Origin of the sequence: Streptomyces sp. NPDC057474 (assembly GCF_042802555.1) — a bacterium.
Taxonomy (GTDB): Bacteria; Actinomycetota; Actinomycetes; order Streptomycetales; family Streptomycetaceae; genus Streptomyces.
The window spans coordinates 1-15,190 of sequence record NZ_JBHVDX010000239.1; the positions used below are offsets into that span (position 1 = coordinate 1).

The following is a 15,190-nucleotide window of genomic DNA, read 5'->3' on the forward strand; positions in this document are numbered from 1 at the left end:
GGGGGCCCGCCCGCCCGGGGGGGGGGGTGCGCGCCCCCCCCCGACCGGATCGGTGTGCCGCACGCCCCGGGGGGTTTGGGGCGGGCGGCCATCCGATCGGTGAGGAGATCCGGAGCCGGAAGCTCCGGGTGTGTGCGCGAGGGCACGACCAGGGCGAAGCTGGGGAGGCCCCGACCCGGTGTCACCCACAGTCCCCTGTGGGCGGGGTGTATCTCTCATCTGCATCAGAACCTACGGCAGGGAGTGCGGTGATGACAGGTGGAATCGCGGCCCATCATGCACCTTGCACACCTTCTTCACGCCCTCTGACGCTTGTCCACAGGGACCGGAATCCGGGATCGGATTCCGGTTCCGGGAAGCGTGGGACGTCGGAGGCTGATGGGAGATTCCGTATGCGAGCGCCCCGCAAAAGGGGCGCTCAGCGCCGTTCGTCGTGCGTCAGATGAGGGTGAACGCCTGCTCGATGATGTCGAGGCCCTCGCTCAACAGGTCCTCGCCGATGACGAGCGGCGGCAGGAAGCGCAGCACGTTGCCGTAGGTGCCACAGGTCAGGACCAGCAGGCCCTCCTGGTGGCAGGCCTTCGCCAGCGCGGCGGTCGCCTGCGGGTCGGGCTCCTTCGTCGTACGGTCCTTGACCAGCTCGATGGCGATCATGGCGCCGCGGCCGCGGATGTCGCCGATGGCGTCGAACTTCTCGGCCATGGCGGTGAGGCGGGCCTTCATGACCGCCTCGATGTTCTTCGCCCTGGCGTTGAGGTCCAGCTCCTTCATCGTCTCGATCGAGCCGAGCGCGCCCGCGCAGGCGACGGGGTTACCGCCGTAGGTGCCACCCAGGCCGCCCGCGTGCGCCGCGTCCATGATCTCCGCGCGCCCGGTCACGGCGGCGAGCGGGAGACCACCGGCGATGCCCTTGGCGGTGGTGATCAGGTCCGGGACGATGCCCTCGTCCTCGCACGCGAACCACTGCCCGGTGCGGCAGAAACCGGACTGGATTTCATCAGCGACGAAGACGATGCCGTTGGCGGAGGCGAACTTGCTGATCGCGGGCAGGAAGCCCTTGGCCGGCTCGATGAAGCCGCCCTCGCCGAGCACCGGCTCGATGATGATCGCGGCGACGTTCTCCGCGCCGACCTGCTTGGAGATCTGGTCGATGGCCTGCGCGGCGGCCTCCGGGCCGGCGTTCTCCGGCCCGGTCGGCCAGCGGTAGCCGTACGCCACCGGGACGCGGTACACCTCGGGGGCGAAGGGGCCGAAGCCGTGCTTGTACGGCATGTTCTTCGCGGTCAGCGCCATGGTGAGGTTGGTGCGCCCGTGGTAGCCGTGGTCGAACACGACCACGGCCTGTCGCTTGGTGTACGACCGGGCGATCTTCACGGCGTTCTCGACGGCTTCGGCGCCGCTGTTGAACAGCGCGGACTTCTTGGCGTGGTCGCCGGGGGTCAGCTCGGCGAGGGCCTCGGCGACCGCGACGTAGCCCTCGTACGGAGTGACCATGAAACAGGTGTGCGTGAAGTCCTGGAGCTGGGCGGTCGCCCGGCGGACCACGGCCTCCGCGCTCGCGCCGACGCTCGTGACGGCGATGCCCGAGCCGAAGTCGATCAGCCGGTTGCCGTCGACGTCCTCGATGATGCCGCCGCCCGCGCGCGCGGTGAACACCGGCAACACCGACCCCACCCCCGCCGCGACCGCGGCGACACGACGAGCCTGCAGCTCCTGGGACTTCGGTCCGGGGATGGCGGTGACTACGCGGCGCTCCTGGGGAAGCGGCGGAAGGGCGGTCATGGGGGCTCCCTGGTGATCGTGCGTGTGTACGACATGGGGCGTACGGGGGCGGGTCGGCGCTCGCGCCGACCGGTGAGGATGTTTTCGGACGCTTGCCTTCTTTTCTCGCAGGCTAGGGCGGCGACCGGAGGGTGGGCATGCTCCATGTGGGCGTTGTCGAGGGTTCGTCTTGTCCGCGGTGGACATGGAGGAACGGTGGGCACGGGTGTGGGCGCCCGGCGGCGTAATACGGTGAGCACAGGGATCCACCCGGCCGCGTAAACGGTGAACTCCCCTTGCGGGAGCGTTAGATTGGCTCGCTGATGGTGGACGGAACGGCTGGTCAGGGGGCAAGCGCGATGAACAGCGACGGAACGCGGGACGCGCGGGGCACGCATGCGAATCCCGTGCCGCGTCCGGCGGGGTCACCCGAGAGACCAGAGATGCCCCCTCGGCCCGCGCGCGCACCAGGTGTTCCTCCGATGCCGGACGGGTCTTCCTTTCTCGCCTGGCTGCGGACACCGCGGCCGGACGCGGCACCAGGCGTGTGGCGGTTCGGGCACACGCCTCGACCTGACGAGGAACCCGAGGAGATCCCGAAACGACAGCTCCTCGGCGGGGCCCTCATCGCCTTCCTGGTGGGTTGGCTCGTCTGGTCCCTGCTGCAGAACGGCTATCTCGGCTACTGGTGGTGGATCCCACTCGACCTGATCGCTCCCGACTCCTGGCAGGGCTCCTCCGGTGAGGGCGGCGCAGTCGGCGGATACATCCTTTACGAGGGGTACAAGCTGCTGGTTGCCCTGATGATCCTGGTCGGAGTCGCGCGGCTCGGCCGCTGGGGCGAGGTGTGGCGGCGCTACGTCGCCCCGCGCTTCCGCAGTCGGCCGCCGGAGCAGGCGGCCCCCGCAGCCCAGGACGACCCCGCCCAGTGGAACCAGCTTCGGGAGGCCGGGGCCGTCGAAGCCGCGGACCGGCTGGTTGCCGAGGCGCGGTCCGGGCTCATGCGGGATGTCGATCATGCGCGGATCGTGCGGGCGTGGCAGGGCGTGCGGAGCGGTCGGCACAGTCTGGCGACGTTCACCGGCGCGGTGCTGAAGGACGGCGCGGCGGCCTGTCTGCATCCCTCCGGGGAGCGGGACCTGCCCGGCCGTCTCGCCAAGCACGACATGGTCACCGGGCAGGTCCGCCTGGGCGGCACCGTCGACGACCCGCGCAACCCGTACGCCTACCGGGGCACGGGCCTCGCCCTGGGCCCCGAACTGCTCGGCACGTCCCTGCTGGCCGTCGGGCCCGCCGGATCAGGCAAGACCGGCAGCCTGGTCTGGCCCGTCGCCGAGTCGCTCTGTCTGCACGCGCTCGCCGGGCGGGCCGCGGTGGTGGTCGTGAGCGCGGCGGGGGCGGGACTCGGACCGGCAGACGCGTACGACGTCGTCGTGCGGATCGGGAGCCCGGAGTCCGTGTACGACCTCGACCTGTACGGGGGGACCACGGACCCCGACGAGGCCGCGGCCGTCCTCGCGGAGGCGCTCGTCGGCGACCTGGCCGACCCGCACCCCGGCGGCGACAGCCGGCGCTCCACGACGGTGCTCGCCCAACTGCTCGGGCCGTTCCGGGCGGTGCACGGGCGGTTCCCGTCGGTGCCGCAGCTGCGGCAGCTGCTGGATGGCGCTCCCGGCCCGCTGGGCGAGCTGCGCAAGGCCCTCCAGGACGCCGGGCAGGAGTCGCTGCTGCGGGAACTGGACGCGCGGGAACGCCAGCTCGGACACCCCGGCGACGTCAGCGGCGTACTGGCCGACCGGGTCGCCCTCCTCGACCGGCCCGCCTTCGCCGGGTTCTTCGACACCTCCGGCCAGTCCCGGCCCTTCTCCCTCCGGGCGCTCGACCACCCCGTAAGGGTCCGTATCGACCTCCCCGAGCGCGGCCACGCCGACGCCTCGCGCATCCTGGCGCGGCTGGTGCTCGCCCAGTTCACCGCGAGCGTCGCCGTACGGGAGGACCGGTCCTTGTTCGCCTGCCTCGTGCTGGACGACGCCTCGGGGGTCGTCACCCCCGAGGCCGTACGCGGCATCCAGCGGCTGCGGTCCGCCAACGCGGGCACGGTCCTCACCCTCCGCACCCTCGACGACGTGCCCCGGCCGTTGCGTGGGCCGCTCCTCGGTGCCACCGGCTGCCGGATGGCGCTGTCCGGGCTCACCCCGTGGGACGGGCAGGACTTCGCCGAAGTCTGGGGCAAGGAGTGGACCGAGGCCCGGGACGTCACCGACCGGCAGATCATCGCCGACTCCCCGGCGGGCAAGGCCTGGCACGCGCTGCGCCGCGTGATCACCGGCCATGCGCCCACCGCCAGGGCCGTGACCGTACGTCAGGTCGAACGAGAACGGTGGTCCGCCTCCGAACTGGCGCACGGCGTGCCGCCGGGCCACGCCGTGCTGTCGCTGACGAACGTGCGGGGCGAGCACGCGCCGCCGTTGCTGGTGGATCTGCGGGGTTGAGTGGGGCCGGCTCGGAGCGGTCGGTGGCGGCGTTCGGTTTGAGCCATTCGGTGTGCGGTGCGAGGGGCTTGTGACCGTACGGTGAGGCAGAATCGGGGCAGGCCGTTCATACGTGGCGGCCAAAAGGCGATGCTCGCCACTCAGCCTGACTCTGACTCCGCCTCTGACGTCGACCTGAAGGTCCCATGCCCCCGACGCTCGCCTCGCTCGTCCACCACTCCGCGCTCAAGCTGACCGTGCGGGCGGGCGAGGACCGCCTGGACGTGCCGGTGCGCTGGGCGCACGCCAGTGAGCTCGCCGACCCCGTGCCGTACATGGAGGGCGGGGAGCTGCTGCTGATCACCGCGTTGAAGCTGGACGCGGAGGATCCGGAGGCGATGCGGCGCTATGTACGGCGGCTGGCGGGGGCCGGGGTCGTCGGGCTCGGCTTCGCTGTCGGGGTGCACTACGAGGACATCCCCGAAGCGCTCCTCGACGCGGCGCAGGGGGAGGGGCTGCCTCTCCTGGAAGTGCCCCGGCGCACGCCCTTCCTCGCCATCAGCAAGGCGGTGTCGGCCGCCATCGCCGCCGAGCAGTACCGGGCGGTGACGGCGGGGTTCGCCGCGCAGCGGGAACTCACCAGGCAAACGTTGACCGACGGCCCGGAGGGGCTGCTCGGCGCGCTCGCCGCGCAGGTCGACGGGTGGGCCGCCCTGTACGACGCCTCCGGTGCGGTCGTCGCGGTGGCGCCCGAATGGGCGGAGCGGCGGGCCGGGCGGCTCACCGCCGACGTCGAACGGCTGCGGGACCGGCCCGCGCCGGCCAGCGCGGTCGTCGGCGGCGAGGACCGCGTCGAACTGCATTCCCTCGGCACCGGTCGCAGGGCCCGTGCCGCCCTCGCCGTCGGCACGGCGGCGGCACTCGGCACGGCCGAGCGGTACGCCCTCCACTCCGCGATCGCCCTGTTGACGCTCACGACGGAACGGTCGCGCTCGTTGCACGCCGCCGAGCAGCGGATCGGCGCGGCCGTGCTGCGCATGCTGCTGGCCGGGGAGTGCGACCATGCGCGCGCCGTCGCCGGGGGGCTCTACGGGGAGCTGTTGGACGCCCCGTTCCGGCTGATCCTCGCGGAGTCGGCCTCGGCGTCCGCGGCGCGGGCACGGGTGGAGGGGGCGGCGGCTGGGGCCGGTTCCGGTTCCGGTTCCGGGGCCGAGGCTGCGAGTCCGGCCAGGGGCGGGAATGCGGCTGGGGCCGGGATTCGGGTCGGGGCTGTCGAAGGGGGGCGGGTGGCGGCCGGCGGGTTGGTCGCCGTCGGGTCGGGCGGTGATCTGCTCGGGCAGCTCGTCGAGGTCGTGGAGGCCGCCGCCGCGCGGGCCGGGGAGGCTGTGCTCGTCGTTCCCGACGGGGAGCGGCTCGTTGTGCTCGCCGTCGACGGGGGTGCGGCGGTCGCCGCGTGCGGGGAGTTCGCCGTGGCGTTGGAGACGTCGCGGGCGGCCGGGCTGGATCCGGTGTCCGCCGCTGCCCCCGCCTCCGTTGCCGTCCCTGTCTCCGTCGAGGAGGAGGAACTCGTCGTCGGGCTGTCCGCGCCTGCCGGGCCGATCGCGGCCGCCGCCGCGTACAAGCAGGCCGAGCAGGCGCTGTCCGTGGCCCGGCGACGTGGGCGTTGTCTTGTCGAGCACGAGGAGCTGGCCGCCGGGTCCGTGCTCCCGCTTCTCGGCGACGACGCGGTGCGTGCCTTCGCCGACAGTCTGCTTCGGCCGCTCCGTGAGCACGACGCGACCGGGCGGGGGAACCTCGTCGACTCGTTGCGAGCGTGGTTGTCGCGGCATGGGCAGTGGGATGCGGCTGCCGCCGACCTGGGTGTCCACCGGCACACCTTGCGCTACCGGATGCGACGGGTGGAGGAGATCCTCGGTCGCTCGTTGGACGATCCTGATGTGCGGATGGAGTTGTGGCTGGCGCTGAAGGCGACGGCTGCGGCGGGGGAGTAGGGCGCGGGTTTCGCCCCGCCGCCCCTGCTCGTCCCATCCCGGGGGCTGCCGCCCCTTCGACCCCGCATGGGGGTTTGGCTTCGGGTTGGTGGGGCTTCTCGCGCAGTTCCCCGCCGTCCCTGAAAGGGCAGGGGGCTGCGTCCGCGCCTCCCCACAACCCCACCCTGCCAATCCGGCGCAACCCCCGTCAGTACTCATACGCGTCGGACAAACGACCCCCCGCCGCCCCGGCCCTACCGTGGGGCCGGAAGCCGAAATGTGTTACCCACCGAAGGGCCGGGATCGACTATGACCGCCACCCACGCCTTCTGGCTCACCGGCCGCCAGGCCACCGGTGAGACCACGTTCGATGTGACGTCACCCTGGGACGGCCGCCTGGTCGGCACGGTGAGCGTGCCGACGGACGAGCAGGTCGAAGAGGCCGTGGCCGCCGCGTATGCAGTGCGGGACGAGTTCGCGGCGACGCCGGCGCATGTGCGGGCCGCCGTTCTCGACCACGTCAGCAGGCGTCTCGTCGAGCGGACCGAGGAGATCGCGCAGCTGATCTCCGCCGAGAACGGCAAACCGATCAAGTGGGCGCGGGGCGAGGTCGGCCGGGCGGTGTCCGTGTTCCGGTTCGCGGCCGAGGAGGCCCGGCGGTTCAACGGCGGCGAGGCGCAGCGGCTCGACACCGACCTTGGCGGACAGGGGCGGCTCGCCCTCACGCGCCGCTTCCCCAAGGGCGTCGTGCTCGGTATCGCGCCCTTCAACTTCCCGCTCAACCTCTGCGCCCACAAGATCGCCCCGGCGATCGCGGCCGGGGTGCCGATCATCCTGAAGCCCGCCCCGGCCACGCCGCTCTCCGGGTTGATCATCGGTGACCTGCTCGCGGATGCCGCGACCGCGCTCCCCGCCGGGTCCTGGAGCATCCTCCCCGTCGCCAACGACCGGATGCCCGCCCTCGTCCAGGACGAGCGGCTGCCCGTGATCTCCTTCACCGGGTCCGAGAAGGTCGGCTACGCGATCAAGGACTCGGCGCCGCGCAAGCACTGCACGCTGGAGCTGGGCGGCAACGGCGCGGCGGTCGTGCTCGCCGACTACACGAGCGACGAGGACCTCGACTGGGCCGCGAACCGCATCGCGACCTTCTCCAACTACCAGGGCGGCCAGTCCTGCATCTCCGTGCAGCGGGTCATCGCGGACGCGTCCGTGTACGACCGGCTGCTGCCGCGCATCGTCGCCGCGGTCGAGGAGCAGATGACCGGTGACCCGGCCGACGGCGCGACCGACGTGGGGCCGCTCGTCAGCGAGGACGCCGCCAAGCGGGTCGAGGCATGGGTCGAGGAGGCCGTCGAGGCCGGAGCCGCCCTCCTCACCGGGGGCAAGCGCGACGGTGCCTCTTACGCGCCGACCGTCCTCGCCGACGTTCCCGCCGATGTGACCCTCTCCTGCGAGGAGGTCTTCGGGCCCGTCCTCACCGTACGGAAGGTGGAGGGGGAGGCGGAGGCCTTCGCCGCCGTCAACGACTCCAAGTACGGCCTCCAGGCGGGGGTCTTCACCCATGACCTGCAGACCGCCTTCCGCGCCCACCGCGCGCTGGAGGTCGGTGGCGTGGTCATCGGCGACGTGCCGTCCTACCGCGCCGACCAGATGCCGTACGGCGGGGCGAAGCAGTCCGGTGTGGGGCGTGAGGGTGTCCGCTTCGCCATGGACGACTACACCTACGAGCGGGTGATGGTTCTGACGGGGCTCCAGCTCTGAGTGGTGCTGAGCAATCCCCGGCCACCCCTTGCTTGTGACAATCATTTTCATATAGTCTGGATCAGATCCCGGGATGAAGAGGCCCGGCACCGATGCCTTCCGGTGCCGGGCCCCTTCTGTGTGTCGGCCTGTTCCGGACCCTCAACCGGAGAAGCCGACGTGCGCCAGCCGCAGCGGGCCGCGCAGCTTGAGGTGGACGTCGTGCGTGCCGGCGGCCGAGACGGCGGCACGCACGGTCGTGAACGTGTACGGGTTCGCGGTGGGCGTGCCGAGTGCCAGGGTCGCCAGCACCGGGCCGCCGACCAGGGAGAACTCGACGCTTCCCGCGCCCGCCACCTCCACCGTCACCTCGGTGACACCCGCCCCGAAGTCGCAGTTGTGGAAGAGCAGTTCGCCCGATCCGCCTGAGCCCCCCGACTCTCCGCCCGTCGGCGTCACCGCGTCGCCCGACACCTTCGTGCGGTCGACGATCTCCGTGCCGCGCTGCTCGTCGAAGTCCGCCGCGCTCAGGCCGTGGGTGACGACCGGGCGCGGGGCGACCGGCACGCCCCCGACGGTGACGGTCGTACGGAGGCGGATGTCCTCGCTCGACGCGCCGACCAGCAGTTCGTACGCGCCCGGCTCCAGGTGCCACGTGCCGTGGGCCACGTCCCAGAACTCCAGGACGGAGAGCGGGAGCCGGAAGGTCAGTTCCGTCGAGGCGCCGGGGGCGAGGGTGACGCGGCGGTGGCCGGCCAGCTCGCGGCGCGGGCGCGGGACCGACGGGTCCTCGGCGCGGACGTAGAGCTGGGCGACCTCGTCGGCGGTCACCGCGCCCGTGTTGGTGACGGTGCAGGAGACCGTGAGGTCGGCGTCACCCACGTGGGTGACCAGGTTTCCGTACGCGAACTCCGCGTACGACAGGCCGTGGCCGAACGGGAACAGCGGGGCGCCCTCGAAGTAGAGGTACGTCTGGCGGGCGCCGATCACGTCGTAGTCGAGGAGATCGGGAAGGGCCGCGTCGGCCGCGTACCAGGTCTGCGGGAGGCGGCCCGCGGGGGAGACGTCACCGGCGAGGACACGGGCCAGGGCCGTGCCCGCGGCCTGGCCGCCGTGCGCGGTCCACAGGACGGCGGGCAGGTCGGCGGGGTCGACCGCGTACGGATAGGCCGAGACCAGGACCAGCGCCGTGTTCGGGTTGGCGGCGCGGGCCGCGCGCAGCAGGCGCTCCTGGTGGGCGGGTAGCGCGAGGGTCGCACGGTCCTCGGTCTCGCGTCCGTTGATGTGCGGGTCGTTGCCCGCGACCACGAGGACCACATCGGCCTCGGCTGCCGCACGTGTGACGGACGCCTCACCTCGTTCGGTCACGGCCAGGTCGAAAATTTCCGGATTACTGTCGGCAACCTTTACTCCGTCGGCGCCGACAGTGACGTACCGGCCTGTCCCTGTGTGCTTGAGGAGGTGACCGTTCCCGTGGGAATCGGAGGGCTCCAGGCGGAACGTCTCCTGGACGACCCAGCCGCCCGGCTGGTCGGCCGAGGCACGCAGATAGCCGTCGTCGGCGACCGAGAGGTAGCGGCCGTCCGGCGCGCGGAAGGTGAGCACGCCCTCGCCCCAGTCGATGAGGGCCAGCTCGGTGCCGTCCGCGTCCGTGGTGAGCGGCGCCAGATCGGTGCGCCCGGCCAGGAGCGCCGGGTCGAGGGCGCCCTCCGCGCCGCGCACCTCGTCGGCGGCCTCGGCCGCCTCGGGTACGGAGACGTACGCGCCGGTGGACAGCGCCCTGAGGCGTACGCGGTCCACGCCCTCAGCGAACGTCACGCGTTCGGCGCCGAAGCGGTCGTACAGGCCTTCGAGCGGGGTCGAGCGGTGCATGAGGGTGCCGCTGTACCAGTCGAGCTTGCACTCGTCGGCGAGCAGGCCGACGACGGCGATGCGGGTGTCGGCCGGGAGCGGCAGCAGGTCGTTCTCGTTCTTCAGCAGGACGATCGCCTGCTCGGCGGCCTCCTGGGCGAGGGCGCGGTGGGCCGGGGTGTCGAAGTCCTTGAGGTCGGCGTACGGGTCGGTCCCGGGGTCGAACTCGCCGAGGCGGAAGCGGACCGAGAGCTGGCGGCGGACCGCCTCGTCGATGTCGTCCGCGGTCAGCAGGCCCTGGACCAGGGCGCCCTGGATTCGTCCGATCATCGTCGAACTCTCCGTGCCGTGGTCGGTGAAGCTGTCGACGCCGGCGCGCAGCGAGGCGGCGGTCGCCTCCTCGTGGGTGTCGAAGTAGTGCTCGGAGTCGACGAGGTTCGACGGCGCGCCCGCGTCCGAGCAGACCAGCAGGTGCTCGTCGGTCCAGGTCCGCAGGTGCTCGGCCAGGTAGGGCGAGACGTGGTTGGGGCGGCCGTTGACCAGGTTGTACGCGGGCATGACGCCGGCCACCGCGCCCGCCTCGACGGTCTCGCGGAAGGCGCGCAGGTCGTACTCGTGCAGGACGCGGGGGCGGACCGAGGAGGACGTGACGGAGCGGTCGGTCTCGTTGTTGTGCGCCAGCCAGTGCTTGAGCACGGGGGCGGTGCGCCAGTACATGGGGTGGTCGCCGCGCAGGCCGCGGGTGTACGCGGTCGCGATCGCCGAGGTCAGTTTCGGGTCCTCGGAGTAGCCCTCCTCGTTGCGGCCCCACAGGGGGTGGCGCAGCAGGTTGACCGTGGGGGACCAGACGTTGAGGCCGACGCGGTCGTCGCGGGCCCGCATCGCGCGGGTCTCGGTGGAGACCGCCTCACCGACGCGGCGGACGAGGTCGTCGTTCCAGGTCGCGCCGAGGCCCACGGCCTGCGGGAACACCGTCGCCGGGCCCATCCAGGCCACCCCGTGCAGGGCCTCCTGGCCGGTACGGAAGGCGGCTACCCCGAGACGGTCGACGGCGGGTGCGAACTGGTGCAGGAACGCGATCTTCTCGTCCAGGGTGAGCCGCTGGAGCAGATCGTCGATGCGCTTCGCGAGCGGCAGTTGCGGATCGCGGAAAGGCGGCGGGGGCGTCGTCTGTGCGGTCACGTTGGGGATCCCTTTGCGGTGGAGCGGCGAGGCGCTTTCGAAGCGCTTCGATGCTCATTCGACCGTGGGGTGGGTGTCAAGAGACCAAGGCGCAACAGATCCGTTTCCTCACCGTCATACAGGCCGGGATATCGAAGGTCGGAAGTGGTCGTTCCGGTCGTTCGCACCGCCGAGGAATCTGGGAATCGACCCTTGTGCACCCCCGGTCGTTCACTTAACCTCGCAGCAACATCGAAGCGCTTCGACTGTGGAGGGAAACGCTTCGCGTGCTCACCTCCCTCCGATGATCATCGCTTCAGCACAGCCAGTTCCACTCAAGACACCGCAGCCGACGGCCACCGCCGGGTGTCCTGGTGTGCGCCATGAAGGGTTGACGCAATGACGCCGAACTCCGCCACCTCCGCCGCGCCCAGCCGGAGAAGCTTCCTCGCCTCCACGGCGGTCGCCGCCGCAGCGGTGGCCGGGGGCATGCCGCTGCTGTCCGCCTGTGGCGGCTCGGACAGCGGCTCGCGTGAGGGCACCACGTCGGGCAAGGACGCGAAGAAGATCCTTCCGGCGTACGTGGCCAGCAACGTGGTGAAGCCGGACATCCCGTCCAGGAACGGTTCGTCGATGGGCTTCACCGCCAAGCTCGACGGCGCCGCCCTCAAGACCTCGGTTGCGAAGAAGCTCGGCAAGGGCGGCAAGGTCACCATCATGGCGCCGTTCTGGGGCTCGCCGCCGAAGGGTGACAACCCCTACTACACGTCGATGAACGACCTGATCGGCGTCGACGTCCAGTGGCGGAACCAGGACGGCAACACCTACGACCAGAAGCTCGGCGCGGTCCTCGCCTCCAGCAACGTCCCGGACGTGGTCGTCATCCCCGGCTGGAACATGATGGGCAAGATACCCAGCGCCATCGCCGGCAAGTTCGCCGACCTCGGCCCGTACCTGTCCGGCGACAAGGTCAAGGAGTACCCGAACCTCGCGGCGATCCCCAGCGACGCCTGGCAGCGCTCCATCTTCGGCGGCAAGCTGATGGGCCTGCCGATGCCCGCCCCGTCCGTCCCGACCATCGTGCCCCTCTACCGCCAGGACATCTTCGACAAGGAGGGCTACGAAGTCCCGCGGTCCGCCGAGGAGTTCATGGCCCTGTGCAAGGACATCACCAACGCCAGGGCCAAGGTGTGGGCCTGTGGTGACATGAAGTGGACCGCGATGAACAACTTCGGGGTGATCGGGGGCGGGGAGAAGCCGCTCTGGTGGAACCTGGTCGACGGCAAGCTGATCAACCGCATCGAGACCCCGGAGTACCTGGAAGCCATCGAGTGGACGCGCAAGCTGTTCGCCGCCGGAGTCGTCCACCCCGACTTCAAGCTGGGCAAGAGCCAGACCGTCGACCCCGCCCCCAAGTTCGCCGCCGGCGAGTTCCTGATCTGGAACAACAACATCGTCCAGTGGTACGGCCAGCAGGCGTCCCAGGCCACCCAGAACCCCGACTTCAAGGTCTGGGGCATGGACATCTGGGGCCACGACGGCGGTGACCCGGTGCTGTACGCCGCGAACCCGGCCGGCATCTTCGCCTTCATCAGCAAGAAGGCCTCCGAGTCCGTCATCCGGGACGCGCTGGCGGTCGCCAACGTCACCGCGGCGCCGTACGGCACCAAGGAGTGGATGATGACCAACTACGGGGTCGAGGGCACGCACTACACGATCAAGGACGGCATCCCGGTCAAGAACGACCAGGGCAACAACGAGGTCATGAACGCCTACGTCATGGTGGCGAGCCCCGCCGCGACCACCGCCCACCCCGACCTGCCGGACTACACCAAGGCCATGGTCGAGTGGGAGCAGCGGATGGGCGCCTTCACCAAGAAGTCGTCCTTCTGGGGCCTGCAGATCACCGAGCCCTCCCGTTACACCAACCTCGCCAACGACTTCGAGCAGCTCGAGGACGACATCATCCGCGGGCACAAGAAGATCAGTGACATGCAGCAGGCCGTTTCCGACTGGAAGAGCAAGGGCGGCGACAAGCTGCGCGACTGGTACAAGAAGCTTCTCGACGAGAACGGCTCGGCGGCGAGCTGACCAGGCTCTGAGGCAAGGAGAACGGCTGTGTCCCACAGCACGGTGCCTCGCAGCAGTGCCGAGGCCAGCACGCCGGAGAAGACCCCGGTGACACCCGGCGGCGCCACCCGCTCCCCGGGGAAACGCCCCCCGGAGAAGCTGAGCCTGCGGCTCAGGTTCCGACGCGACCGGGTCCTGCTCCTGATGACGCTGCCGGCCGTCGTGCTGGTCATGGTCTTCAACTACCTGCCGATCCTCGGCAACGTCGTCGCCTTCCAGGACTACGACCCCTACATCAGCGACAACGGCATCGTGTCCATGCTGAACAGCCCCTTCGTGGGCCTGGAGAACTTCCAGCGGATCTTCGAGGACTCGGCCTTCTGGAACGCCGTCGAGAACACGCTGGTGCTGTTCTTCGTCCAGCTCGTGCTGTTCTTCCCGATCCCGATCCTGCTCGCGCTGCTCATCAACAGCGTGGTCCGGCCCCGGATACGGGCCGTCGCGCAGGCGGTCCTCTACCTGCCGCACTTCTTCTCCTGGGTGCTGGTCATCGCCGTCTTCCAGCAGATGTTCGGCGGGGCGGGGATGCTGTCCCAGCTGCTCAGGCAGAACGGGTACGACGGCCTCGACATCATGACCAACCCGGACACCTTCGCCTTCCTGATCACCGCGCAGAGCGTGTGGAAGGACGCCGGGTGGGGGATCATCGTCTTCCTCGCCGCGCTGGCCTCGGTGCCCACGGACCATTACGAGGCCGCCGCGATGGACGGTGCCGGACGCTGGCGCCGCATGTGGCACGTCACGCTTCCCGCCCTCCGTCCGGTGATCGCCCTCCTTCTCGTGCTGCGCGTCGGCGACGCCCTGACCGTCGGGTTCGAACAGATCCTGTTGCAACGCGACGGCGTCGGACCGGGCGCGGGCGAGGTCCTCGACACCTTCGTGTGGTGGAACGGCGTGCGCAACCAGGACTTCGGCTACGCGGCCGCCGCCGGTCTCGTCAAGGGCGTGGTCAGCATCGGCCTGGTGCTCGCCGCGAACAAGGTGGCCCATCTCATGGGCGAGTCGGGGGTGTACAAGAAATGACGTCCGTGATGTGGGAACAGCGCCAGGACACCGAGCCGGCCCGGCAGGAGAAGACGCCCCGCTGGTGGCAGGCCCCGCCCCGACCGTCCTGGGAGGAGGAGCCCTCGAAGGCCGGCCTGGCGGGCAAGGGCATCGCCCTGTCGTTCGCCTGCCTGGCGGTCCTCTTCCCGCTGTGGATCGTGATCGTCACCAGCCTCTCGTCGCGGCAGACCATCGACGAGGCGGGCGGCCTGGTGATCGTGCCCAAGGGCATCACCTTCATCGCCTACGAGGAACTGCTCAGCGGCGGCCAGGTCACCCGCGCCGCGGTCATCAGCATCCTCGTCACCCTGGTCGGCACACTGTTCTCGATGGCGGTGTCCGTCCTGTGCGCCTACGGCCTGTCCCGTACCGGATCCTTCGGCCACAGCTGGATCCTGATGACGCTGCTGGCGACCATGTTCTTCAGCGCCGGCCTCATCCCCACCTACCTGCTGGTGCAGTCCCTCGGTCTTATGGACACCTATCTCGCGCTGATCCTGCCGAGCGCGGTGAGCATCTTCAACATCCTGGTGCTGCGCGGCTTCTTCATGGGGATCTCGCCGGAACTCATCGACAGCGCGCGCATCGACGGCGCCGGGGACTTCCGGATCCTCTGGCAGATCGTCATGCCGCTGTCGCGGGCGGTTCTCGCGGTGATCACGCTGTTCTACGCCGTCGGGTACTGGAGCGCCTGGTTCAACGCTTCGATCTACCTGAACGAGCAGGAGATGATGCCGTTGCAGAACGTCATGATCCAGCTCGTGCAGAAGCAGGAAGCCCCGGTCGGTCTGAGCCAGGCCATCAGGACCGGTCAGCTGTCGGGGCTGGCCATTCAGATGGCGGTCATGGTGTTGGCCCTCCTCCCGGTCGCGGTCCTCTCGCCCTTCGTCCAGAAGCACTTCAGGAAGGGCATGCTCACCGGCGCGATCAAGGGCTGACCGGGGCGCCTGTGAACTCGGGGGTGCGGGTTCGTCGGCGGCTGCGGGTGATTCGTGGCTGGTCGCGCAGTTCCCCGCGCCCCTCAAAAGCCCAGGGGCCTCCGGGGACTGAAGGGCGCAGCCC

General features: G+C 70.5%; 8 protein-coding genes and 1 pseudogene. 6 read left to right on the top strand and 3 right to left on the bottom strand.

Features of this window, described 5'->3' with window-relative positions:
• Together ACFU53_RS40300 and gabT are read right to left on the bottom strand one after the other, a co-directional pair.
• Window positions 1–219 (bottom strand): annotated as a pseudogene (locus ACFU53_RS40300) (phosphoesterase); the annotation flags it as partial.
• A 219-nt stretch (window positions 220–438) separates the two neighbouring features.
• The gene (gabT, locus tag ACFU53_RS40305) at window positions 439–1,782 is read right to left on the bottom strand and encodes a 4-aminobutyrate--2-oxoglutarate transaminase (protein ID WP_384004392.1); all 1,344 of its coding nucleotides are present in this window, start codon (window positions 1,780–1,782) and stop codon (window positions 439–441) included.
• Between the two features lie 338 nt (window positions 1,783–2,120).
• On the opposite strand from gabT, the gene ACFU53_RS40310 reads away from it, so the two are divergent.
• The 3 genes from ACFU53_RS40310 to ACFU53_RS40320 all read left to right on the top strand — a co-directional run bounded on the left by ACFU53_RS40310 (window position 2,121) and on the right by ACFU53_RS40320 (window position 7,963).
• Window positions 2,121–4,253: an ATP-binding protein gene (locus ACFU53_RS40310; protein WP_384004394.1), complete on the top strand. Its 2,133-nt coding sequence runs from the start codon at window positions 2,121–2,123 to the stop codon at window positions 4,251–4,253.
• Window positions 4,254–4,438: 185 nt separating this feature from the next.
• Entirely contained in the window at window positions 4,439–6,223 is a 1,785-nt protein-coding gene (locus ACFU53_RS40315) for a PucR family transcriptional regulator (RefSeq protein ID WP_384004396.1), read from the top strand.
• A gap of 288 nt (window positions 6,224–6,511) precedes the next feature.
• Window positions 6,512–7,963, top strand: coding sequence for an aldehyde dehydrogenase family protein (locus tag ACFU53_RS40320; protein ID WP_384004398.1), 1,452 nt, complete (start codon window positions 6,512–6,514; stop codon window positions 7,961–7,963).
• 141 nt (window positions 7,964–8,104) lie between these two features.
• Here the strand turns inward: ACFU53_RS40320 and ACFU53_RS40325 are convergent, their stop codons facing one another.
• Window positions 8,105–10,975, bottom strand: a complete 2,871-nt coding sequence (locus ACFU53_RS40325) for a glycoside hydrolase family 3 C-terminal domain-containing protein (protein WP_384004400.1) — start codon at window positions 10,973–10,975, stop codon at window positions 8,105–8,107.
• Between the two features lie 378 nt (window positions 10,976–11,353).
• Between ACFU53_RS40325 and ACFU53_RS40330 the strand changes: the two genes are divergently transcribed.
• The 3 genes from ACFU53_RS40330 to ACFU53_RS40340 are packed head-to-tail and all read left to right on the top strand — an operon-like array spanning window position 11,354 to window position 15,066.
• Window positions 11,354–13,045, top strand: a complete 1,692-nt coding sequence (locus ACFU53_RS40330; RefSeq protein WP_384004402.1) for an extracellular solute-binding protein — start codon at window positions 11,354–11,356, stop codon at window positions 13,043–13,045.
• Between the two features lie 27 nt (window positions 13,046–13,072).
• Window positions 13,073–14,107, top strand: a complete 1,035-nt coding sequence (locus ACFU53_RS40335; RefSeq protein WP_384004404.1) for an ABC transporter permease — start codon at window positions 13,073–13,075, stop codon at window positions 14,105–14,107.
• Window positions 14,104–15,066, top strand: a complete 963-nt coding sequence (locus ACFU53_RS40340) for a carbohydrate ABC transporter permease (protein ID WP_384004406.1) — start codon at window positions 14,104–14,106, stop codon at window positions 15,064–15,066. The genes ACFU53_RS40335 and ACFU53_RS40340 overlap by 4 nt, the downstream gene beginning before the upstream one ends.
• Window positions 15,067–15,190 lie beyond the last annotated feature (124 nt).